This window comes from Microbacterium sp. SORGH_AS_0862, assembly GCF_030818795.1.
Taxonomy (GTDB): Bacteria; Actinomycetota; Actinomycetes; order Actinomycetales; family Microbacteriaceae; genus Microbacterium.
Window position 1 is genome coordinate 2487151 of sequence record NZ_JAUTAY010000001.1, and the last position, 23249, is coordinate 2510399.

20 protein-coding genes and 1 tRNA gene are annotated in these 23249 nt (G+C 70.0%); 15 read left to right on the forward strand and 6 right to left on the reverse strand.

Annotated features, from left to right (window positions below; all coding sequences use genetic code 11):
• Positions 1 to 75: 75 nt before the first annotated feature.
• The gene (acs, locus tag QE377_RS12075; RefSeq protein ID WP_307323421.1) at positions 76 to 2046 is read right to left on the reverse strand and encodes an acetate--CoA ligase; all 1971 of its coding nucleotides are present in this window, start codon (positions 2044 to 2046) and stop codon (positions 76 to 78) included.
• A 410-nt stretch (positions 2047 to 2456) separates the two neighbouring features.
• Between acs and QE377_RS12080 the strand changes: the two genes are divergently transcribed.
• The 13 genes from QE377_RS12080 to QE377_RS12140 all read left to right on the forward strand — a co-directional run bounded on the left by QE377_RS12080 (position 2457) and on the right by QE377_RS12140 (position 15019).
• Positions 2457 to 3497 carry a TadA family conjugal transfer-associated ATPase gene (locus QE377_RS12080; protein ID WP_307323424.1) on the forward strand — a complete coding sequence of 347 codons (1041 nt, stop codon included), beginning with the start codon at positions 2457 to 2459 and terminating at the stop codon, positions 3495 to 3497.
• Positions 3488 to 4369, forward strand: a complete 882-nt coding sequence (locus QE377_RS12085) for a type II secretion system F family protein (RefSeq protein WP_307323425.1) — start codon at positions 3488 to 3490, stop codon at positions 4367 to 4369. Before QE377_RS12080 ends, QE377_RS12085 begins: the two co-directional genes overlap by 10 nt.
• 42 nt (positions 4370 to 4411) lie before the next feature.
• On the forward strand, positions 4412 to 4630 hold the full coding sequence (locus QE377_RS12090; protein WP_307323427.1) for a DUF4244 domain-containing protein: 219 nt from the start codon (positions 4412 to 4414) through the stop codon (positions 4628 to 4630).
• On the forward strand, positions 4627 to 4959 hold the full coding sequence (locus tag QE377_RS12095; protein ID WP_307323430.1) for a TadE family type IV pilus minor pilin: 333 nt from the start codon (positions 4627 to 4629) through the stop codon (positions 4957 to 4959). The genes QE377_RS12090 and QE377_RS12095 overlap by 4 nt, the downstream gene beginning before the upstream one ends.
• Positions 4959 to 5294 (forward strand): Rv3654c family TadE-like protein, encoded by a 336-nt coding sequence (locus QE377_RS12100; RefSeq protein WP_307323433.1) that lies wholly within the window; start codon positions 4959 to 4961, stop codon positions 5292 to 5294. Before QE377_RS12095 ends, QE377_RS12100 begins: the two co-directional genes overlap by 1 nt.
• Before the next feature lie 63 nt (positions 5295 to 5357).
• Complete coding sequence (topA, locus tag QE377_RS12105; RefSeq protein WP_307323434.1) at positions 5358 to 8087, forward strand: type I DNA topoisomerase; 2730 nt, start codon at positions 5358 to 5360, stop codon at positions 8085 to 8087.
• The gene (gene tmk / locus QE377_RS12110; protein WP_307323437.1) at positions 8084 to 8755 is read left to right on the forward strand and encodes a dTMP kinase; all 672 of its coding nucleotides are present in this window, start codon (positions 8084 to 8086) and stop codon (positions 8753 to 8755) included. The genes topA and tmk overlap by 4 nt, the downstream gene beginning before the upstream one ends.
• A gap of 9 nt (positions 8756 to 8764) precedes the next feature.
• Entirely contained in the window at positions 8765 to 9919 is a 1155-nt protein-coding gene (locus QE377_RS12115) for a DNA polymerase III subunit delta' (RefSeq protein WP_307323440.1), read from the forward strand.
• Positions 9916 to 11460, forward strand: coding sequence for an alpha/beta hydrolase (locus QE377_RS12120; protein WP_307323443.1), 1545 nt, complete (start codon positions 9916 to 9918; stop codon positions 11458 to 11460). Before QE377_RS12115 ends, QE377_RS12120 begins: the two co-directional genes overlap by 4 nt.
• Positions 11461 to 11534: 74 nt before the next feature.
• A tRNA-Thr gene (locus QE377_RS12125) sits at positions 11535 to 11607 on the forward strand.
• A gap of 144 nt (positions 11608 to 11751) precedes the next feature.
• Positions 11752 to 12147, forward strand: coding sequence for a hypothetical protein (locus tag QE377_RS12130; protein ID WP_307323447.1), 396 nt, complete (start codon positions 11752 to 11754; stop codon positions 12145 to 12147).
• 59 nt (positions 12148 to 12206) lie between these two features.
• The gene (locus QE377_RS12135; protein WP_307323450.1) at positions 12207 to 14447 is read left to right on the forward strand and encodes an efflux RND transporter permease subunit; all 2241 of its coding nucleotides are present in this window, start codon (positions 12207 to 12209) and stop codon (positions 14445 to 14447) included.
• Entirely contained in the window at positions 14444 to 15019 is a 576-nt protein-coding gene (locus QE377_RS12140) for an isochorismatase family protein (protein ID WP_307323453.1), read from the forward strand. Before QE377_RS12135 ends, QE377_RS12140 begins: the two co-directional genes overlap by 4 nt.
• A gap of 13 nt (positions 15020 to 15032) precedes the next feature.
• Here the strand turns inward: QE377_RS12140 and QE377_RS12145 are convergent, their stop codons facing one another.
• Entirely contained in the window at positions 15033 to 15695 is a 663-nt protein-coding gene (locus QE377_RS12145) for a hypothetical protein (protein ID WP_307323456.1), read from the reverse strand.
• A 297-nt stretch (positions 15696 to 15992) separates the two neighbouring features.
• Between QE377_RS12145 and QE377_RS12150 the strand changes: the two genes are divergently transcribed.
• Both QE377_RS12150 and QE377_RS12155 read left to right on the forward strand, forming a co-directional pair.
• Positions 15993 to 17963, forward strand: a complete 1971-nt coding sequence (locus tag QE377_RS12150) for a metallophosphoesterase family protein (RefSeq protein WP_307323459.1) — start codon at positions 15993 to 15995, stop codon at positions 17961 to 17963.
• 140 nt (positions 17964 to 18103) lie between these two features.
• Entirely contained in the window at positions 18104 to 19138 is a 1035-nt protein-coding gene (locus tag QE377_RS12155) for a WxL protein peptidoglycan domain-containing protein (protein WP_307323462.1), read from the forward strand.
• Positions 19139 to 19197: 59 nt separating this feature from the next.
• Here QE377_RS12155 and QE377_RS12160 read toward each other — a convergent pair whose 3' ends face one another.
• From QE377_RS12160 to QE377_RS12175, 4 genes are all read right to left on the reverse strand, one after another.
• Positions 19198 to 19560, reverse strand: coding sequence for an LPXTG cell wall anchor domain-containing protein (locus tag QE377_RS12160; protein WP_307323465.1), 363 nt, complete (start codon positions 19558 to 19560; stop codon positions 19198 to 19200).
• Complete coding sequence (locus tag QE377_RS12165; protein ID WP_307323468.1) at positions 19557 to 20891, reverse strand: HupE/UreJ family protein; 1335 nt, start codon at positions 20889 to 20891, stop codon at positions 19557 to 19559. The genes QE377_RS12160 and QE377_RS12165 overlap by 4 nt, the downstream gene beginning before the upstream one ends.
• A 70-nt stretch (positions 20892 to 20961) precedes the next feature.
• Positions 20962 to 22806 (reverse strand): Na+/H+ antiporter NhaA, encoded by a 1845-nt coding sequence (nhaA, locus tag QE377_RS12170; RefSeq protein ID WP_307323472.1) that lies wholly within the window; start codon positions 22804 to 22806, stop codon positions 20962 to 20964.
• Positions 22807 to 22932: 126 nt separating this feature from the next.
• Positions 22933 to 23214, reverse strand: a complete 282-nt coding sequence (locus QE377_RS12175) for a hypothetical protein (RefSeq protein WP_307323475.1) — start codon at positions 23212 to 23214, stop codon at positions 22933 to 22935.
• Positions 23215 to 23249 lie beyond the last annotated feature (35 nt).

Here is a 23249-nt window from a genome sequence, read left to right on the forward strand (position 1 = left end):
TGAGCCCCATCGCGAACGACAGGGCCCCGCATCCGCGATGGATGCGGGGCCCTGTCGGGGCCCTGTCGTTCGCTGTTACTTCGTCGAGAGCTTGGCCTGGATGGTGGACATCACCATCGTGTCGGCGAGGGTCGTCGTGTCGCCGACCTCGCGCCCCTCGGCGACGTCGCGGAGCAGGCGTCGCATGATCTTGCCGCTGCGGGTCTTGGGCAGCTCGGTGACGATGTAGACGTCGCGCGGGCGGGCGATCGGGCCGATCTGCTCACCGACCCAGGCGCGCAGGGTCTGGACGAGCCCCTCGGGGGAGTGCTGGCGCAGGTAGCTCTCCTTGATGATCACGAACGACACGACGGCCTGGCCCGTGGTCTCGTCGCTTGCTCCGACGACAGCGGCCTCGGCGACCGCTTCGTTGCCGACGAGCGCCGATTCGATCTCCGCCGTCGAGAGGCGGTGTCCGGAGACGTTCATCACGTCGTCGACGCGGCCGAGCAGCCAGATGTCGCCGTCCTCGTCGCGGCGGGCGCCGTCTCCGGCGAAGTAGTAGCCGCGGTCGGCGAACTTCTCCCAGTACGTCTCGACGAAGCGGTCGGGGTCGCCCCAGATGCCGCGCAGCATGCTGGGCCACGGCTCGGTGACCACGAGCAGTCCGCCGGCGTCGTTGCCGACCTCCTCGCCCGACTCGTCGACGACGTCCACCGAGATCCCGGGGAGCGGCACCTGCGCCGATCCGGGCTTGGTCTCGGTGACGCCGGGGAGGGCCGAGATCATGATGGCGCCGGTCTCGGTCTGCCACCAGGTGTCCACGATCGGAGTGCGCTCGGCGCCGATCACGTTGCGGTACCACATCCACGCCTCGGGGTTGATGGGTTCGCCGACGGAGCCGAGCAGCCGCAGCGAGGAGAGGTCGAACTCCTGCGGCACCTGGCGCCCGATCTTCATGAACGAGCGGATGGCGGTGGGCGCGGTGTAGAGGATCGTGACGCCGTACTTCTCGACGATCTCCCACCAGCGGCCGGGATGCGGCGAATCGGGCGTGCCCTCGTAGATCACCTGCGTGGCGCCGTTCGCGAGCGGGCCGTACGTGACGTAGCTGTGACCGGTGATCCAGCCGATGTCGGCGGTGCACCAGTAGACGTCGCGCTCGGGATGCAGATCGAACACGCTGCGGTGCGTGTACGCGGCTTGCGTGAGGTACCCGCCGGAAGTGTGGAGGATGCCCTTCGGCTTTCCGGTCGTGCCGGAGGTGTAGAGGATGAAGAGCGGGTTCTCGGCGCCGAACGGCTTCGCCTCGTGCTCGGCGGACGCTGATGCCACCGCGTCGTGCCACCAGATGTCGCGCCCCGGCGTCCAGTCCACATCGTTGCCGCCGCGGCGCACGACGAGCACGTGCTCGACCGTCTCCTGCAGGCCCGACCCCCGGTCGGCGAGGGCCTGGTCCACCGCGGGCTTCAAGGGCGAGACCTTCCCCTTGCGGTAGCCGCCGTCCGCGGTGATCACGAGCTTCGCGCCGGCGTCGTCGATGCGTGCCCGAAGGCTGTCCGCGGAGAACCCGCCGAAGACGACCGAGTGGATCGCGCCGACCCGCGCCACCGCGAGCATCGCCGCGACCGCTTCGGGGATCATCGGCAGATAGAGCGCGACGCGGTCGCCCTCGCCGATGCCCAGCTCCGTCAGCACATTGGCGGTGCGCTTGACCTCCTCGGTCAGCTCCGCGTAGGTGACGCGGCGCTCGTCGCCGGGCTCGCCTTCCCACAGCAGCGCGACGCGGTCGCCGTTGCCGGCGAGCACGTGGCGGTCGAGGCAGTTGTAGGCCACGTTGAGCTCACCGTCGCCGAACCACCGGGCGAAGGGCGGGCTCGACCAGTCGAGCACCTCTGAGAATGGCGTGTGCCAGTGGAGTTCGCGTGCCTGCTCGGCCCAGAAGCCTTCTCGGTCCGACGCCGCCCGCTCGTAGAGCTCGGCGGTGGCGACCGCGCTCGCTGCGAACTCGGCGCTGGGGGCGAAACGACGGGTCTCGTTCAGCAGGTGGTCGATCTGGCTGCTCATGGCTCGCTCCTTTGCGCGCTGTTCGGGATGACGTGCGAGACGTCTCGCACATCATGTCCCGCTCCGGTCGAGGCGGATACCTCCATTAGAAGGTGGGCGACGGTGACCGATATATCAATCGGATTGGTCCGGCATGCCGTTTGGCCGCCGGTGTGAGGTTGCGTATGCTCGTGTGCGCCCGCCCTCGCGGCGGGGAGTACGGCCCTCATCACCCCCAATTTGCGGGGCTGTGCTCGGCGGCATCCCAACCCCCCAATGGGATGCCGCCTTTTCTTTTGCCCGGGATGCGAAGCGTCTCCGTCTGCGATGCCTCGTGCTCGGCTCTCCCCAGCCGCTCCGTCACCGCGGTTCCTCAACCGAGCGTCGTCGGACGCGGCTGCCGCGACGGACACGCGCCTAGCGTCGTCGTCATGCCGCAGCCCTTCGTCGTCGCTCCGCGGCGCGCACCCGCATCCGGCGGGGCCGCGACGCAGTCGGTCGACAGCGAGCCGGAGGCCTCGTCGCCGGCGCTCGACGGGCTTTCCGTCACGGCGTGGGATCCGGTGCGGGTGCATCTGGGCGACCCCCACGTCACCGACATCTTCATCAACGGCGCGCATGGTCTCTTCGTGGATCGCGGCCGCGGCGCCGAGCAGGTGCCGCACTGGCACGCGACGGAGGGCGAGGTCCGCGAGATCGCGACCGGCCTCATCGCGCGGGGCGGTCGGCACATCGACGATGCGACGCCCTGCGTCGACGTACGGCTCGAGGGCGGTGTGCGGGTGCACGCGGTGCTTCCACCCGTCAGCGCGGACGGCACGACGATCTCGATCCGTGTTCCGCGGCGTCAGCTGGGATCCTTGGCCGCCCTGCGCGAGGCGGGCATGCTCGATGCCCGAAGCGAGCGCGCGCTGCAGCGGCTCGTCGACGCCCGCGAGAACCTCCTGGTGACGGGAGCGGCGGGCAGCGGCAAGACCACCCTCCTGGCCGCGCTTCTCTCGTCCGCCCCGGAGCGCGAGCGGATCGTGACGATCGAGGATGTGGCGGAGCTCCGCATCCGTCACCCGCACCATGTCCGTCTCGAGGCGCGGCAGGCCAACCTCGAGGGAGCCGGCGGCATCGATCTCGCGCGCCTGGTGCGCGAGGCGCTGCGGATGCGGCCGGACCGGCTCGTGGTCGGGGAGTGCCGCGGCGCCGAGGTGCGCGAGCTGCTGACGGCATTGAACACCGGACACGACGGGGGAGCCGGCACGCTCCACGCCAACGGCATCGACGATGTACCGGCGCGACTGGAAGCGCTGGGGGCGCTCGCAGGCCTCGACGACATCGCGCTCGCGCGCCAGGTGGTCAGTGCGATCGGCGTCGTCATCCACGTCGCCCGTGACGGCGGCGGCGTGCGGCGCGTCGCGGGCATCGCGCGTCCGGTCCTGGTCGACCGGCGACTGGGGATGGAGCCGATCCCATGGGGCTGATCGCACGGCGTCGCCCCGCTCCCGACAAGGTGGGGGATGCGGCCCAGCGCTTGGCGGTGCTGCTGCGCACCGGCATCTCGCCGGCGTCGGCGTGGGGGTTCCTCGCCGCGACCGGCGACGAGGACGCCGCTGCCGTCCACGCGGCGCACACGGGTGGCGAGGCGATCCCGGGAGCCATCGCCGCCCGAGGCGACCGGTGGCGTCCGCTGGCCGCGACCTGGCGCGTGGCCACCGCCGTCGGCGCTCCGCTCGCCGAGAGTCTCCGGGCCGTCGCCGCCGCGGTGCGCGACGCGCAGGAGTGCCGCGACGAGGTGCGCGTCGCCCTCGCCGAACCCGCGGCGACCGCGCGGCTGATGGCCTGGTTGCCGCTCGTGTCCATCGGTCTCGGCGTCGCGCTCGGCTTCGACACGATCGGTGTCCTCACGGGCAGCCCGATCGGTATCGGATGCCTCATCGCGGGTCTCGCCCTGATGATCGTGGCCCGCGTCTGGACCCGTGCGCTCACCCGCCGTGCGACACCTCCTCCCGCGATGCCGGGCCTGCACGCCGAGCTCGTCGCGATCGCGCTGTCGGGCGGTGTCTCGATCGAGCGCGCCCGCGCCCTGGCCGATCCGGAGGTCGAGACCACCGACGAGGGGCTCGACGCACTGCTGGAGCTCTCGCGCTCCGCCGGAGTCCCCGCCGTCGAGATGCTCCGCGCCGGCGCGTCGCTCGCGCGACACCGCGCCCGCACGGACGGCCGGATGCGGGCGGCCGGACTCGGCGCCGCGCTCCTGCTGCCGCTGGGCGTCTGCATCCTTCCCGCCTTCCTGCTGCTGGGGGTCGCGCCGATGCTCATGAGCGTGCTCGGTGCCTCCGCGCTCCCGCTGTGACCGCGTGCCCACCCGCCGGTGCCCATAAGAGAGGAGCAACACATGACACCCACCGCCAGAGCCCACGGCCGGCTTCCCGCTCTCACCCGCCGACGCGCGACAGAGCTCTTCGGAGACGAGTCCGGAGCGGCCACGGCCGAGTACGCGATCGCGACGATGGCCGCCGTCGCCTTCGCTGGGCTTCTCGTCGTCATCATGCGGTCCGACGAGGTGCGCGGGATCCTGGAGGATCTCGTGCGCCGCGCGCTCACGGTCGAATGAGATCCCGGCTCGGCGATCGCGGCTCGGCCGCGGCGGAGTTCGCGGTCGCCGTGCCGGCTGTGCTGCTGGTGCTGACCCTCGGCATCGGAGGGCTCGCCGCCGCATCCGCTCAGGTGCGCCTGCAGGACGCCGCGGCCGACGCGGCGCGGCTGGCGTCGCGCGGTGAGAATGCCGCGCGGGCACTCGGAGTCCTGAGCAGCGCCGTCTCGGGCGCGAGCGGCACGATCGGGGAGGAGGGTGATCTCGTGTGCGTGACGGCGTCGGCCCCCGCGCCGCTGCCCGCGATCACGCTCAGCGCCCGCTCGTGCGCCCTCTCGGGTGGGCGCTGATGCCCGGCACGGCGGCGACGGTGGGCATGATCGGCGCGCTCGCCGCTCTCGTCGCGGGTCTCGGCATGGTCGGCGCGGCGAGCGTGCATGCGCAACGATTGTCGGCGGCGACGGATGCGGCGGCGCTCGCCGCGGCGGACGCCGCATCCGGTGCCGTCACGGGGATTCCGTGCGAGCGCGCCGCCCAGCTGGCGGCCACCGCATCCGCGGAGGTCGTATCCTGCGAGGTGGAGGGTCTCATCGCGACCGTGCGTCTCAGCAGCGCTTTCGGTCCGTTCCCCGCCCAGGCCGCAGCCCGCGCGGGTCCCGCGCCCGAGCCGCGCGACGACGGGTGAACCGGCCCTCCAGCCGACCACCGACCCGAGGTGTGTATGGTGACAGCGACGAAAGGACCACCGTTGGCAAAGGGTTCTCAGACCACGACGAAGAGCGGAAAGACGCTCGTGATCGTCGAGTCGCCGACCAAGATGACCTCGATCCAGGGCTACCTGGGCGATGACTACGAGGTGCTCAGCTCCGTGGGGCACATCCGCGACCTCGCGAGCAAGAAGGACATTCCGGCCGAGAAAAAGGCCGCGTACGGCAAGTACTCGATCGACGTCGACAACGGCTTCGACCCCTTCTACGTGGTCAACGACCGCAAGACCAAGACCGTCGCCGAACTCAAGCGGGCGGTGAAGGATGCGAGCGAGGTCCTGCTCGCCACCGATGAAGACCGCGAGGGCGAAGCCATCGCGTGGCACCTGCTCGAGGTGCTCAAGCCCAAGGTCCCCGTCAAGCGCATGGTGTTCCACGAGATCACCAAGGATGCCATCCGCGCCGCAGCCGAGAACACGCGCGAGCTCGACCTCGCCCTCGTGGACGCGCAGGAGACCCGCCGCGTTCTCGACCGCCTCTACGGGTGGGATGTCTCGCCGGTGCTCTGGCGCAAGGTCGGTAGCGGACGTGAGGGGGCCGCCCTGAGCGCCGGTCGCGTGCAGTCCGCGGCGACCCGTCTCGTCGTCGATCGGGAGCGCGAGCGCATGTCGTTCGTCTCTGCCAGCTATTGGGACATCGAGACGCTCGCCGTCAAGGGCGATCAGTCGTTCACCGCGCGCCTGGCCCGCATCGACGGCGCACCGCTCGCCCGCGGCACCGACTTCGACGACAAGGGACAGCTCAAGAAGGCCGTCGTCGTCCTCACCGAAGAGGATGTGCGCGCGCTGGCCGCGGCCATCGAGAGCGTCGGTACCGCACAGGTCTCGGCGCTCGAATCGAAGCCGGGAACCCGCAGCCCCCGCGCGCCCTTCACGACCTCGACGCTGCAGCAGGAGGCCGGCCGCAAGCTCTCGATGAGCGCGAAGCACACGATGAGTGTCGCCCAGCGTCTCTACGAGAAGGGCTACATCACCTATATGCGCACCGACTCGACCTCGCTCTCGAAGCAGGCGGTCGAGGCGGCGCGCGAGCAGGCCGTGAGCCTCTACGGCGACCGCGCCGTGCCCGCCAACCCGCGCGTCTATGCGAGCAAGAGCAAGAACGCGCAGGAGGCGCACGAGGCGATCCGTCCCTCGGGTGAGCACTTCCGCACGCCCGCATCCGTTGCTTCCCACCTCGACCGCGACGAGCAGCGCGTGTACGACCTGATCTGGAAGCGCACGGTCGCCAGCCAGATGGCCGACGCCAAGTACGAGACCACCACCGTGACGCTCGCGCTGACCGCCGATGAGAAGGCGCTCGAGTTCACCGCATCCGGCACCGTCTACACCTTCAAGGGCTTCCTGGAGGCGTACGAGGAGGGGCGCGATGAGAAGCGCGCGGATGCCGACAAGGCCGACGACCAGTCGCTGCCCGCGCTGAGCGTCGGCGACGAGCTGGCCACGCGCGAGGTGGAGCCCAAGGGACACTCGACCTCGCCGAAGCCGCGCTACACCGAGGCGAGCCTCGTGAAGGCGCTGGAGGAGAAGGGCATCGGTCGCCCCTCCACGTTCGCCAGCATCATCGACGTGATCCTCGACCGCGGCTACGTCTCCAAGCGCGGCCAGGCCCTCGTGCCCAGTTGGCTCGCCTTCAGCGTGGTGCGTCTGCTCGAACAGCACTTCTCCGACCTGGTCGACTACGACTTCACGGCGGCGCTCGAGGACGACCTCGACGCGATCGCCCGCGGCGAGCAGCGACGCGAACAGTGGCTGCGGGAGTTCTACTTCGGTTCCGAGAACCACGTCGGACTCCGTCACATCGTCGACAACCTCGGCGACATCGACGCACGTGAGCTCAACGCGACCCGGATCACCGACACCGCGACGCTCCGCTTCGGCAAGTACGGACCGTACCTCGAGGTGGTCGACCCGGCGGATCCCGAGGCCAAGCCCCGGATCATCAACATCCCCGAGGAGCTGGCGCCCGACGAGCTGACCGCCGAGAAGGCGCAGGAGCTCGTCGACGCCCCCATCGCCGGCGACCGCGTGCTGGGCGAGAACCCGGACAACGGCAAGCTCATCGTCGTCAAGGACGGCCGCTTCGGGCCCTACGTCCAGGAAGTCGACCCCGTCGACCCGGATGCGGTGGACGAAGCGACCGGCGAGGTCGCCGAAGCGCCCAAGAAGCGCGGTGCGAAGAAGGAGGCGGCGCCCAAGCCCCGCACCGCGTCGCTCTTCAAGAGCATGTCGGTCGACACCGTCGATCTCGACACCGCGCTCAAACTGCTCGAGCTGCCCCGCGTCGTGGGCGTCGACCCCGCGACCGAAGAGGAGATCACCGCTCAGAACGGCCGTTACGGTCCGTACCTGAAGAAGGGGACCGACTCGCGCTCGCTCGACTCGGAGCAGCAGATCTTCGACATCACCCTCGAGGAGGCGCTCGAGCGCTACGCCCAGCCCAAGTACGGCGCCAGGCGTGCGTCCAGCGCTCTGAAGGAGTTCGACGCGGATCCGGTCAGCGGCAAGCCGATCAAGATCAAGGACGGCCGCTTCGGCGCCTATGTCACCGACGGTGAGACGAACGCGACCATCCCGCGTGGCGAGACGGTCGACGACGTCGACTTCGAGCGGGCGAAGCAGCTGCTGGCCGACAAGCGCGCCAAGGGTCCCGCTCCCAAGCGCACCTCGGCACGCAAGACGACCACCCGCAAGACGCCCGCGAAGAAGTGACCGCCGCGACGCCGTCGGGTCTGTGGATCACCTTCGAGGGTGGGGACGGCTCGGGAAAGACCACGCAGGCGGGCCTGCTCGAGCAGTGGCTGCGCGAGTCCGGCCGCACGGTCGTGCGCACGCGGGAGCCCGGGGGCACGGAGGTCGGGGTTCTCGTGCGCGACATCGTGCTGCATCACCGCGGCGAGGTCGCGGCGCGGGCCGAGGCGCTGCTGTACGCGGCTGATCGCGCGCAGCACGTCGAGACGCTCGTGCGGCCCGCCCTGGCACGCGGCGAGATCGTCGTGCAGGACCGCTACCTCGACTCGTCCGTCGCCTACCAGGGGGCCGGGCGCGTGCTGGATGCGGCGGAGATCCGTCAGCTGTCGCTCTGGGCCACAGGGGGAGCCCTGCCGGATGTGACCGTCCTGCTGGATCTCGACCCGGCATCCGCACGCTCGCGCCTCGATGCCGCGGACAAGCCGTTCGATCGTCTGGAGGCGGAGAAGGACGAGTTCCACGCCAGGGTGCGCGCCGCCTTCCTCGATCTGGCTGCGGGGGAGCCGCAGCGCTTCCTCGTGATCGATGCGACCGCGGGTGTCGACGAGATCGCCGCCGTCATCCGCGAGCGCGTCGCGAGCCTGCTGCCTCCTGTGGACGCTGACGGGAGCGTCGACGGCCGCGGATAGGCTGGGCGCATGCACACCGCCGCGACGTCTCTTCCCTGGGAAGACGTCTGGGGGCAGGACGACGCGGTGCAGCTGCTGCAGGCGGCCGCATCCGATCCCGCGCAGCTCACGCATGCGTGGTTGATCACGGGCCCCCCGGGCTCGGGCCGCTCGACGCTGGCCTACGGGTTCGCGGCAGCGCTCATCGCCGAGCCCGGTGACGACGCTGCGGTGCGTCAGGTGCTCGCTCGCACGCATCCCGACCTGACCGCGCTGCGCACGGAGCAGGTCGTCATCCGCATCGAGGAGGCGCGCCAGCTCGTCGAGCGCGCGTACTACTCGCCTTCGCTGGGCCGATATCGCGTGATCGTGGTCGAAGACGCCGATCGCATGGCCGAACGCACCTCGAACGTGTTGCTCAAAGCGCTCGAAGAGCCGCCCGAGCGCACGATCTGGGTGCTGTGCGCGCCGAGCGACGCCGATCTGCTGCCCACCATCCGTTCCCGCGTGCGCACCGTGCGGTTGCGCGAGCCCGACGTGTCCGACGTCGCCCGTCTGATCGCCCAGCGCACCGGGGCCGACGCCGCCGTCGCCGAGCAGGCCGCGCGCCACGCGCAGCGCCACATCGGCATGGCGCAGCGACTGGCGACGGATGCCGACGCGCGTCGTCGGCGCGAGGAGACGCTGCGCAGCGCGCTGGCCGTGCGCGGGGTCGGCGACGCGGTCGATGCAGCCGCTCGCATCGTGCAGGTCGCCACCGACGACGCGAAGGCCCTCACCGTCGAGCGCGACGAGGCGGAACGGGCATCGCTGCTGCGAACGGTCGGGCTCGCCGAGGGTGCCGCAGTGCCGCCCGCCGTCAGGTCGCAGCTCAACGCGCTGGCCGACGAGCAGAAGCGGCGCGCGACGCGTAGCCTCCGCGACGGCATCGACCGCGTCCTCACCGATCTGCAGTCGTTGTTCCGCGACGTGGTGATGGTGCAGTTCGGCCGCACCGACGGCCTCATCAACACCGAGTTGTCCGACGACCTGCACGCCCTCGCGGCGGCATGGGAGCCGGCTCGCACCCTGCTCGTCCTCGACGAGATCGCCCTGACCCGACGCAACCTCGAGCGCAATGCGGCCCCCGCGCTGGCGCTCGAGAGCCTGCTGGTCGCCGTCGCCACCGGAAGGAGCTCGTCATGAGCGCCGCCCCCCGCATCCGCCGTCTGATCGCCGTGACAGGTGTCGTCGTCACGCTCGCCTCCCTCGCCGGGTGCGCGTTCAAGGTCGACGTCGCGCCGTCACCGACCCGCAGCGCAGAGCCCGACACGACCGGAATCTCCGAGGAGCTGCTGCCGTTCTACGGGCAGGAGCTCTCGTGGAACGCATGTGGCACGGGGCTCGACTGCACCACCGTCACGGCGCCTCTGGACTGGGAGAACCCGTCGGCCGGCGAGATCGACCTCGCCGTCGTACGTCACCTCGCGACGGACGGAGAGCCCCTCGGCTCGCTGCTGACGAACCCCGGCGGGCCCGGCGCGAGCGGAGTCGCGCTGATCCGCGACTCGCTCTCGTTCGCCGTCGGCGACGCCCTCCAGCGCGACTACGACGTCATCGGCTTCGACCCGCGCGGTGTCGGCGAATCGAGCGCGGTGCGCTGCTTCGACGCCCCCGACATGGACCGCTACCTGTTCGACATCCCGACGGGCACCCGCGGCTCCGCCGAGTGGAACAGCCAGCTCGAGGCGCGCAACACGACGTTCGCGCAGGCGTGCGAGGCGAACAGCGACGGCATCCTGCAGTTCATCACCACCGAGCAGTCCGCGCGCGACATGGATCTGCTGCGCGGTGTGCTGGGCGACGAGAAGCTCAACTATCTCGGCTATTCGTACGGCACCTTCCTCGGCGCAACCTACGCGCAGCTCTTCCCGGAGCGTGTCGGCCGTCTCGTCCTCGACGGCGCGATCGATCCCGAGACCTCCCAGCTGGATGTGTCGACGACGCAGGGCATCGGATTCGAGTCCGCGCTGCGGGCGTACATGGCCTCGTGCCTCCAGGGTTCCGACTGCCCCTTCACCGGGACCGTCGACGACGGCATGTCGGATCTCAGCACGCTGCTGGCGAGTGCCGATCGCAATCCGCTCGTCAACGCAGACGGTCGCCGCATGGGCGCCGATTCGATGATGACCGCCATCGTCGCCGCGCTCTACTCGCAGGACAGCTGGTCCTACCTGACCACGGCGCTGTCCGACGCGTTGCAGGGGGATCCGTCGGTCGCCTTCCAGCTCGCCGATTTCTACTACAACCGCAGCGGCGGCTCCTACAACGACAACTCCACCGAGGCCTTCATCGCCTACAACTGCATGGACTACCCGGACGATGCCACTCCGGAGCAGGAGGCCGCATCCAAGGCTCTGCTCGCGGAGCGCGCGCCGACGGTGGCGCCGTACTGGTCGAGCGATGTCGACTCGTGCGCCTCGTGGCCGTTCCCGCCGAGCGGTGAGCGCAAGGCGCTGACCGCTCAGGGCGCCGCGCCCATCGTGGTCATCGGCACGACGAACGATCCCGCGACGCCCTACGACTGGTCGGTGGCGCTGGCCGATCAGCTCGCCTCCGGCGTGCTGATCACCCGGGTCGGCGAGGGGCACACCGGCTACAACAAGGGCAACACCTGCGTCGACGACGCGGTGGAGGCGTACTTCGTCGACGGCACGGTGCCCCAGGACGGCCTGCGCTGCGAGTGAGCGCCTCCCGAGCGTTCGCGGCCGCCCTCTCGAGCATGTAAGATCGTTGCTTGTGCATCGCGGAAGCGACGCGCGCCGCCTTAGCTCAGACGGCAGAGCGATTCACTCGTAATGAATAGGTCAAGGGTTCGATTCCCTTAGGCGGCTCAGCACGAGAAGAGGGGTCCCGGAAGGGGCCCCTCTTCTGTTTCCGGCCCCCGCATCCGCGCGCCCGCAGCATCCGCCCCCAATGCTCCCGAGTGACCGCCGGAGGGATGAGAGGAGCGGGCAGGAAGGTGATGGGATGATCGGATGGTGGGTCACACCGTCGACGTGCTGTTGGAGACGTTCACCTGGGTCGGTTTCCTCGGCGCGGTGGCGGTCGGAGTCGTCTGGCTGATCCTGCTGCTGGCGGACGGCACCTGGACTCCCGCGCACGCCGTCATCGAACCGGGCGAGAACGGACGCGTCGCGCACTGGTTCACCGCAGAGGGCGGTGTCGGACGCGCGGTGCTCAGCGACGCCGACGAGGCGCATCTCGTGGGCGCGGACGAGGCGGCCATCTACTACCGCGCCGGGACGGACGACCGGATGCGGTTCGTCGCGCGATCTCCGCTCGTGCGGCTGACCGGGTGGTTCACGGTGGGGTTGTTCGCCGTCGGTGTACTCGCGGTCGTCCTGTCGCTGGTGACCATGTTCACGGCCTGATGTCCCGCGACGCGGAGGAGGAGTGGCGCCGCGGCCATATAGCTAGATAAGCTAGCGACATGGCCGCATCCTCGACTCCGACCCAACCCTCGCGCTGGCTCCGGGTGGGCATCCCCGCGCTGCTCGTGCTCGTCTGGCTCGTCGTGGGCTCGATCGGTGGCCCGTACTTCGGCAAAGTCGACGAGGTCTCCACCAACGACCAGTCGACGTTCCTGCCGCAGAGCGCCGCGTCCACCCAGGTCAACGAGCGGCTTCCCGACTTCCTCGCCGGTGACAGCATCCCTGCCCTCGTCGTGTTCGCGGCAGACCAGAAGCTCAGCGACGCACAGCTCGGCGAGCTGCAGACCGTCGCCGACGACATCGCGCGGACGCCGGGGGTCCTCGACGGCATCTCGCCCCCGATCGTTTCCGACGACGGTCTCGCCGCGCAGATCTTCGTGCCCATCGATGCCTCGGGCGAGGTGCCCGACACTGTCGAAGCGGTGCGCGACGTCGTCGCCTCCCAGGCGCCCTCCGGTGTCGAAGGATGGGTCACCGGTCCCGCGGGCTTCACCGCTGACCTCGTCGAGGGCTTCCTCGGCATCGACGGACTGCTCCTCGGCGTCGCACTCATCGCCGTCTTCGTGATCCTCGTCATCGTCTACCGATCCCCGCTGCTGCCGGTGCTCGTGCTGCTCACGAGCGTCTTCGCGCTGTGCGTCGCGCTGCTGACCGTCTGGTGGCTCGCCAAGGCCGGAATCTTCGTGCTGAACGGCCAGGTGCAGGGCATCCTGTTCATCCTCGTGATCGGCGCCGCCACCGACTACGCGCTCCTCTTCGTGGCGAGATACCGCGAGGCGGTCGCCGAGGGGCGGAAGAGATGGCCGGCGACGGTACAGGCCTGGCGCGGCGCCTTCGAGCCCATCCTCGCCTCCGGCGGAACGGTCATCGCGGGACTGCTCTGCCTGCTGCTCTCGGACCTCGCCAGCAACCGCGCGCTCGGGCCGATCGCGGCCATCGGCATCGCGTTCGCGATGCTCTCCGCACTCACCTTCCTGCCCGCGCTGCTCGCGCTCGTGGGTCGCGCGGCCTTCTGGCCCTTCATCCCGAAGCACCCCGCCGCGGTCCCGTCGGACGACCCGAACGTCCCCGTGTCGGGTCTCTGGCCTCGGGTGGCGCGATTCGTCACGCGGCGCGCTCGTCCGGTGTGGATCATCAGCACCGTCGTTCTGCTCGTCGGAGCCGCGGGCATCACCCAGCTCAAGGCCGACGGCGTGCCCTCCAGCGACCTCGTGCTGGGGTACTCGCAGGCGCGTGACGGTCAGGACGTGCTCGCGGAGCACTTCCCGGCAGGCTCCGGCAGCCCGGTGTATGTCGTGGTCCCCGAAGCGGATGCGGCCGCCGCCGTGACCGCGACGTCGGAGGCCGAGGGCATCGACAGCGTCGCGATCGCGGCATCGGACTCGCCGACGGGTCAGGCGTCGGTCACCGTCTCGGGCGGCGCGCTCGAGCTCACCGCGGTCGGCCCTCCCGGAACCCCCGCGCCCTCGTCCACCACCGTCGACGGGGACGTCCTGCTGATCGCGACCCTCGCGGATGCGGCGGACTCCGCCGCGGCCGACGACGCCGTCGTCGCGCTGCGCGACACCCTCGACCGCGACCTCGGGGAAGGAGCGGCGCTCGTCGGCGGCCAGACCGCCATCGACGTCGACACGAACGCCACCTCGATCCGCGACCGCACGGTGATCATCCCGGTCATCCTCGCCGTCGTGTTCATCATCCTCATGCTCCTGCTGCGCTCGATCCTGGCGCCGGTGCTGCTGATCGCGAGCACCGTGATCTCGTTCGGCACGGCGATGGGGGTGAGCGCCCTCGTGTTCAACCACGTGTTCGACTTCCCCGGCGCGGACCCGGCGGTGCCGCTGTACGGCTTCGTCTTCCTCGTCGCGCTCGGCATCGACTACAACATCTTCCTCATGTCGCGCGTGCGGGAGGAGTCGCTTCGCCACGGCACTCGCGCGGGCATCGTGCGCGGTCTCGTGTCGACCGGCGGCGTCATCACCTCGGCGGGGCTCGTGCTGGCGGCGACGTTCGCCGCGCTCGGTGTCATCCCGATCCTGTTCCTCGCGCAGTTGGCGTTCATCGTCGCGTTCGGCGTGCTGCTGGACACCTTCGTCGTCCGTTCGCTGCTCGTTCCCGCTCTCGCCTCCGACATCGGACGCGCGGTGTGGTGGCCCTCCAAGCTATGGCGTGCAGGGCCCGAGACGCAGGATGCTGCACCGATGACGCGCGCCGAGTACCGGCGTACGCTCGGATCATGACCAAGGCGCTGTTCATCGTCGACGTCCAGAACGACTTCACCGAGCGCGGTGCTCTCGGCGTGGCGGGAGGCGACGCGGTCGCCGAGCGGATCTCCGCCTACCTCGCGGAGCACGCCGGCGACTACGGTCTCATCGTCGCGTCCCGGGACTGGCACGACGCGGAGGGCGACAACGGCGGGCACTTCGCCGCAGAGCCCGACTTCATCGACACCTGGCCGCCGCACTGCGTGGCGGGCACATTCGGCGCCGAGTACGACGAGGTCTTCGACACGTCGGCCGTGACGCACCACCTCAAGAAGGGGCGGGGCGAGCCCGCGTACTCGCTGTTCGAGGGGCGCACCGACGACGGCAGCACGGCGATCGAGCTGCTCGAGGAGCACGGGATCCTCGACATCGACGTCGTGGGTCTCGCGACCGACTACTGCGTGCGCGCGTCGGCCCTCGACGCCATCGCGGCCGGTCGGCACGTGCGCGTGTTCACCGACCTCGTCGCCGGCGTCCACGCGGAGTCGAGCGAGAGGGCCCTCGCCGAGATCGCGCACGCCGGTGCCGAGGTGACCGCGTCACGCTGAGCGCCCACGGAGCTCACGAGATCCAGAGCACGACGCCGGTCATGCCGGTCAGCACGGCCGCGACGCCCGCGCGTATCGCGTCGTCGCAGCGTTCCGGGGTGAACGACGCCTCGTCGAAGTGCGTGGCCGATCCCAGGCCCTCGCCGCGGAATCCCGCGCCCGTCCAGTCGACCGCGGTGACGTTCTCGGTGGGCTCGGCCAGTTCCGCCCCGAGCACCAGGAACGCGATGTCGAGGTGGTTCGGCGTCACCATCGCCATCGCGTCGATGAGATCCTCGCCGGCCGCGACGATGAGCTCGGGATTCAGATCCATCGCGTGCACGATGCCCGTGATCGCGTCGCCGCCCGCATCCACCGTTCGCAGGTCGACGTCCTCGTCGGCGGCCCACGCCGTCACGGCGTCGCGCAGCGTCCGGGTCGTGGCGTCATCGCCGGAGGTCAGGAGCACGACGCGGTAGCCCGGCGCCGGATGCACGTCGTCCCACGACCCGCTGCGTGGATCGACCGTGGCCTCCGGCGTCGGCTCGACGGCGGGAACGAAGCCCGGGGCGGGTGATCCCACCACGCCGATCGCGTCGCGCGGCACATTCCAATCGGCGCTCGCGCATCCGGTCAGCGCGAGTGCGAGCGCGAGGCCGGTCGCGCCGAGGACGAGGGATGCGGGGCGTTGCGGCACGGAGGTTCCTTGCAGAAGTGAGAGGGGCGACACCAGGATGCCGGTCGCCGCGCCAGCTGCTGCGCCCTTCGCGCCCTGGTTCGCGCATTGTTCTTCGGATCTGCCGTCGGCGTTCACCCGCCGAGCGCACCGCCGGGACACCCCGCGATCCTCATCTGTTCTCCCGACAGCCGATTCGTATGCCATCGATCGTTCACTCCCAGGAAAGCTCGTCGGGCCAGTCTGCAGGCAGGCGCCGGGATCCGTGCGCCTGCCTGGTTGACCCACATCCACTTCCTCTCCAGAAACGGAAGACACATGCTTCTTGCAGCACCCTCGCGGCCCACGGGTCGCGCGGCCCTGTGGGCCTCGGCGGCGGCGGTCGGCGCCGCGCTGATGCTCAGCGGCGCCCTCGTCGCCCCCGCGGCGCACGCCGCCGACCCCGCCAACTACACCGGCATCGTGCTGGGCGTCGCCTCCAACGAGACGCAGCGCACGGTGTCCTGGTACACCTCGGCCGACACGTCGCAGGTCGTGCAGTTAGCCCCCACCTCGGCCGTGGTGAACGGCCAGTTCGTCGCATCCGTGACCACCTTCGCCGCCACCGGAGCGGCCAACGTCTCGACCACGGGCTACAACCGCCACGCCGTGCTGTCGGGGCTGCAGGAGAACACGCAGTACTCGTACCGCGTGGGATCCGACGGCAACTGGTCGCCGACCTACTCGTTCAAGACGCAGTCCTTCGAGGGCGACTTCGACTTCCTGTTCTTCGGAGACCCCCAGATCGGGTCGTCGGGCAACGTCGCGAAGGACGGCGCCGGCTGGGCCGACACCATGAACGTCGCGCTGACCGCCAACCCGAACGCGGAGCTGCTGGTCTCCGGCGGCGACCAGGTCGAAACGGCCAACACCGAGCCGCAGTGGGACGCGTTCCTGGCTCCTGACCAGCTGCGCCAGTACCCGTGGGCCGCGACGATCGGCAACCACGACGTCGGCGGCAAGGCGTACGAGCAGCACTTCTACACGCCCAACACCGACTACTCCTCGGCCTACTACAAGGACCCGACCAAGACGGCGACGACGTCCGGCGGCGACTACTGGTACATCTACAAGGACGTGCTGTTCATCGACCTCAACAGCAACAGCTACGACTCGGCGAACGGCGGCGGTGACGCGGCCCACGTGCAGTACGTGACGGATGTGGTGAACCAGCACGGCGCCGACGCCAAGTACACCGTGCTCGTGTACCACCACTCGATCTACTCCGCCGCGGACCACGCGAAGGACGCCGACAACAAGGTGCGTCGCGTGGACTTCCCGACCACCTTCTCGAAGCTCGGCGTCGACCTCGTCCTCCAGGGCCACGACCACGTCTACACCCGCAGCTACGAGATCAAGAACGGCGAGAAGGCCAACCCGGCCGAGCAGCCCGGTCAGAACGACGTCTTCGTCGGTGAGGGCGGCGTCATCTACATGACGGCGAACTCGGCATCGGGTTCGAAGTACTACGACATCACGGCGCCCGACACCAGCGGCACCACGGGAGCGGGCAACGGCCCCGACCCGCTGAAGCCGAGCGACTACTGGTACAACTCTGTGCAGAACCAGGAGCACGTGCGCAGCTACGTCAAGGTGCAGGTGCGCGCCGATCAGCTCGTGGTCGAGGGCATCCGCTCGGGCACCTGCGACGCGCCCAACGCCGCGGTGGAACAGGGCAAGGTCAGCTGGTGTGGTACGCCGGGTTCGAGCACGGCGGTCGACGGCGTCGGGTCCCTCATCGACTCGGTCACCATCCACCCCTTCCACGGCGACGGTCAGGACATCCAGGTCGACGTTCCCCCCCAGGCTCCGGGCGAGTTCGGCTGGACGATCGATGGACAGAACGGCCTCGTCGACCTCGGTACCGCCGAGGAGAAGGGCGACTACTTCGAGGCGACGGGCGAGATCAACCCGATCAGCGTCACCGACACGCGCTCCTCGCTGGCGCCGTGGTCGCTCACCTCGGTGCTCGGCGACTTCAAGGACGGCGACAAGACGTTCTCAGCCCGCTACCTGGGCTGGACGCCGAAGGTCGTCACCGACGGCGCCGGGGCCACCGCCGGCGCATCCGTCTCCTCGGGCTACGACACCGGTGACGGTCTGGCCGTCAGCCGCGTGCTCGGCTCTGCCGCGCAGGGGCACACGAAGGGATCGGCGCTGCTGGGTGCGGCGCTCGATCTCAAGCTCCCGACCGAGACGGCAAAGGGCAGCTACCGCGCGACCCTGACCCTCACCGCGCTCGCCGGCTGACGCCCGCGGCATCTTCCGTCCGTGGGAGGGGGCACCTGCCCTCTCCCACGGACATCCCCATTCCCCCCACGACCCGAAAGATCTCCGTGAACCCACGCTCGACTCCTCCGCATCCTCGCCTCATCGCGCTGAGTTCCGCGATGCTCTCCGTGCTCGCCGTCCTCGCCTTCGCCGCACCTGCTCAGGCCGCCGAGGGTGATGAGGTCACCTGGACCGTCCGGACCGCCTCCAACAACCTGGGCTCCGAGCGCACGAATTACACGTACACGGTCGATCCGGGCGGGTCCGTCTCGGACGCCGTCACGATCGCGAACCACGGTGACGAGGCGCTGGATCTCAAGGTCTACGCCGCCGACGGCTCGACTTCCGACGAGGGCCAGCTGTCGCTGCTCGTCGCGGGGGAGCCGTCCCAGGCGATCGGCGCGTGGATCGTGCCGCAGCAGGCGACGGTGACGGTGGCGGCCGGTGAGACGGTCACCGTCCCTTTCACCCTCTCCATCCCCGAGAACGCCACGCCCGGCGACTACGCCGGCGGCGTGGTCACCTCGCTCAGCGCGCCGGACGCGCAGAACGGCGTCACCGTCGATCGGAGGCTGGGGATCCGCGTCAACCTGCGGGTGGGCGGCGAGCTCGCGCCCTCCCTCGCAGTCGAGAACATGTCTGTCGCCTGGAACGGCGGGCTCAACCCCTTCGTCGGCGGTGACGCGACCGTCACCTACACGCTGCACAACACCGGGAACGCCACGATCGCCGCGCAGCCGACGGCGCGGGTCGGGGGGATCTTCGACCTCTTCGGAATGGATGCCGCCGCGGCGCAGGACGTGCCGGCGCTGCTTCCGGGCGAGTCATGGACCCAGACCGTCTCCGTTTCGGGCGTTCCTCCCGTGTTCGCGCTCATCGCCGGCGTGAACGTGGTGCCCGTCGTCACCGACGCGTCCGGTTCGACGACTCCGCTCGAGACGGTGACGGGGCAGACGATCGGCGCCGCCATCCCGTGGACACTGCTCGTGATCGTCCTGCTCGTGGCGGCCGCGGTCGTTCTGCTGCTGCGCTCGCGTCGCCAGCGCAGCAAGGCCGCGCAGCACCGTGCCGATGCGCGCGTGGAGGATGCGGTCGCCCGCGCTCTCGCCGAAGAGCGTGCCAAGGCCGCAGCCGGGGCTGCGCCGGTCGACTGACCCTCGCCACGACAGAGCGCCCCCGGAGGGATCCGGGGGCGCTCTGTCGTGGAAGCGGCTCAGGTGCGGCGGCGGCGAGAGACGAGGACTGCGCCCACGCTCATGACTGCCACCCCGCCGAGGAGCCACGGGAGAAGCCGCTGCACATCGTCGCCGGTCGCGGGCAGCGCGCCGGTGGGCATCTGAGACGGTGCGGCGGTCGGGGACGGCGATGCGATCGGGGATGGGAATGCGGCCCCGGCATGCTCGGGGATGTCGACGGTGATCACCATATCTCCGCCCGCTGGTGCTCCCGCATCCGGGTCGTCCTCCGCGGCGTCGGCGACCGAGGCTCCCGCACCCAGAAGGAGCGTCGCGATGGTCAGGGCGACGGAGCCTCGCCCCAGCAGCGATGCCCGGGCACGCTGCCGGAGCGCGGTCACCGTCCCACCTCGATCCGTCGCGAGGATGCGGTGGTGCGCGTGAAGTACCAGAGCGCCGCGACGAGGGCCACCAGCAGGAGGTACGACACGATGGGAAAGCTGGCGATCCCGGTGAACACCGGCTGCAGCACCGAGTCCTGGTCGGTCAGGATCCCGCCGATCCACGCGGCCGCGGCCAGGATCGCGGCGATCGCCACGGCGGTGCGGAAGCCGGCGAACGCGCGCGCGTGCGAGAGCCAGATGAGCAGCGGGAGCACGAGCACCGCGGCGATGAGCTGCGCGAGCTCCACGCCGACGTTGAAGCCGATGATGGCGACGAGCGTCTCACCGAATCCGAGGTTGAGCTCGAGGATCGTCGTGGCGAACGCCGTGCCGTGTACGAGCCCGAACACGCCCGCGATGAGCAGCTCCCCACGCGGGAGCAGAGGCTTCAGCGCGTGCGCGGCGGCGACGGCGATGGAGACGGCGACGAGGATCTCCACCGGCTTCTCGGGGAAGGAGATGAGACCCAGCGAGACAAGGGCCAGGGTGATCAGGTGTCCGACGGTGAACGCCGTGATCGTCAGCGCCGCCCTGCCCACGGTCTTCTTCACGGGGATGGGCTGCTGCCAGCGCCAGCCGCGCCGAGCCCGCGTCGCGAGCGAGGGGGCGACGATCAGCAACGTCGTGAGGAACAGCAGATGGTCGGTGCCCTCGGCGATGTGCAGCATGCCCAGCCGGATCACCGCGAGCAGGCCGTGCAGCGGGTTCGTGTCGCTGCGCTCCCACGTGAGCTGCGTGACGCCGCCGCCCAGCACGCCGATCACCTGCGGGTCGCCCTCGGCGATCCGGCCGTCGTCCCAGTCGCTGACCAGAGCGACGTAGACCTGATGTGAGGGGACGACGTCGAGGATGAAGTCGTCGGTGAACTCCAGCGCACCCTGCAGCATGCGGTCCGCGGTGAAGCGCAACGTCGTCTCGATCGCATCCTCGTCGTTGACCGTCGCGAAGGTCGGTTCCTCGAGCACGGAGGCGGTCAGAGCGCCCTGCTCGTCGGAGATATGCACGCGGTGGAGCAGGAACGTCATGAGGTTGTCGGAGATCGCGTCGAGCTCCGACTGCTCGGTGGCGATGTCATAGCCCGTGGCCGCCACGAAGCCGGCCTTCTGGATCTGCATCTTCACATCCACCGCATCCTGTCGGACCGTGAGGAACACGCCGGTCGATCCGGTCGGGTGCGCGGCTGCGCGCTGCGTGGGCAGGGCGACGAGAACGAGCACCAGCAGGAGGGCCGCGAGCGAGATGGTCGCCAGGCGGTTCTCCCGCGCACGACGGACGACGGTAGTAGGCACACGCGCACCCTAGAGGCGGCGGGCAAACGGCGGCCGAACGGGCGGCAACCGCTCGGAGCGGGAGGTGGACTTACGGGTGCGGTTCGATGACGCGACCGCGGGACGCTTCCAGCGCGCGGATGAGCGAGGCCGAGTCCCACGGGCCGACGTGGCGGATCCCGCCGATGAAGAACGTGGGCGTCGAGTGCAGGTCCATGAGCTCCGCGTCCAAGCGGTCGTCCTGGATGTGGCGGAGCACAGCGGGGGAGCGCAGGTCGTCGGCGAAACGATCGGTGTCCAGACCCAGCTCGTCGGCGTAGCGGATCAGATCCGAGAGCTCCAGCTGATCCTGATGGGCGAACATCTTGCGCGTCATCTCGTAGAAGTGGCCCTGCGCCGCCGCAGCCTCCGATGCCTGCGCCGCCTGCTGGGCGTGCGGATGCGGGGCGTCGAGCGGCAGGTGCCGCCACACCCACCGCACCTGGTCGCCCAGCGCGGCGAAGACCTCGTCGATCGAGCCGGTCGCGCGGCCGCAGAACGGGCACTCGAAATCGCCGTACTCGACGATCGTGAGCGGCGCGTCCTTCGGCCCCTTGATGTGGTCGCGCGCGGGGTCGACCGGTCGGTTCAGGTACTTGCCGACGGCGACGGGCGGACGCAGGCGGTCGCCGACCGAGATGATCGCCCATCCGGCGAGGAACGCGAGGACGGATGCGGTGAGCACGCCGACGCGAGCGAGGTCCTGGGTGTGCGGGTCGTCGATCGCAATGGGCACGAGAAAGAGCGCGATCGTGAACCCGATGCCCGAAAGGGCTCCGCCGCCGGCGATCCGTGTCATCCCGAGGCCGGGGGCGAGAACGCCCTTGCCCGTCGCGCGCAGCAGCCAGGTCGCGCCCGTGATGCCGACGAACTTGCCGGCGACGAGCGCGACGATGATGCCCCAGGTCAACGGTGAGGTGAAGGCTTCCTTCAGCGTCGCAGGGTCGAGGTGGACGCCCGCGTTCGCCAGCGCGAACAGGGGCAGCACACCGAAGGAGATGTAGGGGCGCCATCCCGCATCCACGCGTTCGTTGATCGAGAGCGAGTCGCGGAGGCTGCGCTGCACCGCGGCCGCATAGACCGTGTTGGGCGACTCGCGGAAGGCACGGGTGAGCTCGGCCGTGCGCTCGACATCGCTGCGCCGGGGCGGGAAGACCGGGATGAGGAATGCGATGGCGACACCGGCGAGGGTCGCGTGCACGCCCGACAGCAGCACGACGACCCAGAGGGCGATGCCCAGAGCCGCGTACGAGAAGCCGCGGCCGTAGGGGAGGAATCGCACCAGGGCGATGAGCCCCATGAGCACGACGGCCACCACGAGGGCCACGAGGTTGAGGCTGTCGGAGTAGAAGATGCCGATCACCAGCAGTGCCCCGATGTCGTCGACGACGGCGAGGGTCAGCAGGAACGCCCGCAGGCGGGCGGGGAACTTGGGGCCGATGATGGCGAGGGCTCCCAGCAGGAACGCCGTGTCGGTGGAGATCACGACGCCCCACGCGTGCGTCTCTTCGGTGCCGAGGGTGAAGAGGATGAAGATCGCCGCGGGTACCACGAGTCCCGCGACCGCCGCCGCGATGGGAAGCGTGGCACGAGCGCGGTCGGTGAGCTCGCCGATGGTCAGCTCGCGCTTGACCTCGAGGCCGACGAGGAAGAAGAACAGCGTCATCAGCCCGTCATTGACGAGCGCGTGCAGATTCGAGTCGATCTGCACGTCGCCGACGGCGATCGTGATGGGCGTCTCCCAGAAGTGCTCGTAGCCCGCACCCCAGGGACTGTTCGCCCAGATGATGGCGAGAGCGGTGGCGATCAGCATCAGGGCGGCCGACAGGCGATCCGGGGCGATGGTCCGGCGCTTCTTCTTGGCGGGGCCGCTGCGGTGCAGTTCGACGCTGGTCATCGGGCTCCTCCCGGGCGCGGATGCGGGACCACGGGCGAATGCCCAGGAGGAAGTCTGCCGCATCCGGAGCCGGCCGGGGCGAGCGAGAGGGGCCCTATTGGGCCCACCCTGCCGGACCGGTCCCGATCAGCGCTGCATCGGACGCCAGGACTCCAGGAACGCCGAGACCGTGAGTGTCTCCATCTCCAGCTCGATCTTGCCGAACAGATGCGACGCCATGTTGGCGTCGGTGGGGATGCGGAGCACGAGCGCCTGGGTGTCGATCCGGCGGACTTCGACGTCGTACATGTTGAGTACGCCAGAACCGAGCAGGGCATCGACCCCCGCGCGTACCCAGTTCGAGGGGCGCGGCACGAGCGCGGCGCTCAGGTAGTCGGCGGCGACCTCGTCGTCGTGTGCGGTGTCCATGTCTCCATCCTCTCGTGTCGGGCACGAGAGGATGT

Bases quoted from the DNA above. Each gene is read 5' to 3' on its own strand.
- acs (WP_307323421.1), bottom strand. From the start codon at position 2,046: ATGAGCAGCCAGATCGACCACCTGCTGAACGAGACCCGTCGTTTCGCC.
- QE377_RS12080 (WP_307323424.1), top strand. From the start codon at position 2,457: ATGCCGCAGCCCTTCGTCGTCGCTCCGCGGCGCGCACCCGCATCCGGC.
- QE377_RS12085 (WP_307323425.1), top strand. From the start codon at position 3,488: ATGGGGCTGATCGCACGGCGTCGCCCCGCTCCCGACAAGGTGGGGGAT.
- QE377_RS12090 (WP_307323427.1), top strand. From the start codon at position 4,412: ATGACACCCACCGCCAGAGCCCACGGCCGGCTTCCCGCTCTCACCCGC.
- QE377_RS12095 (WP_307323430.1), top strand. From the start codon at position 4,627: ATGAGATCCCGGCTCGGCGATCGCGGCTCGGCCGCGGCGGAGTTCGCG.
- QE377_RS12100 (WP_307323433.1), top strand. From the start codon at position 4,959: ATGCCCGGCACGGCGGCGACGGTGGGCATGATCGGCGCGCTCGCCGCT.
- QE377_RS12115 (WP_307323440.1), top strand. From the start codon at position 8,765: ATGCACACCGCCGCGACGTCTCTTCCCTGGGAAGACGTCTGGGGGCAG.
- QE377_RS12120 (WP_307323443.1), top strand. From the start codon at position 9,916: ATGAGCGCCGCCCCCCGCATCCGCCGTCTGATCGCCGTGACAGGTGTC.
- QE377_RS12130 (WP_307323447.1), top strand. From the start codon at position 11,752: ATGGTGGGTCACACCGTCGACGTGCTGTTGGAGACGTTCACCTGGGTC.
- QE377_RS12135 (WP_307323450.1), top strand. From the start codon at position 12,207: ATGGCCGCATCCTCGACTCCGACCCAACCCTCGCGCTGGCTCCGGGTG.
- QE377_RS12140 (WP_307323453.1), top strand. From the start codon at position 14,444: ATGACCAAGGCGCTGTTCATCGTCGACGTCCAGAACGACTTCACCGAG.
- QE377_RS12150 (WP_307323459.1), top strand. From the start codon at position 15,993: ATGCTTCTTGCAGCACCCTCGCGGCCCACGGGTCGCGCGGCCCTGTGG.
- QE377_RS12155 (WP_307323462.1), top strand. From the start codon at position 18,104: ATGCTCTCCGTGCTCGCCGTCCTCGCCTTCGCCGCACCTGCTCAGGCC.
- nhaA (WP_307323472.1), bottom strand. From the start codon at position 22,806: ATGACCAGCGTCGAACTGCACCGCAGCGGCCCCGCCAAGAAGAAGCGC.
- QE377_RS12175 (WP_307323475.1), bottom strand. From the start codon at position 23,214: ATGGACACCGCACACGACGACGAGGTCGCCGCCGACTACCTGAGCGCC.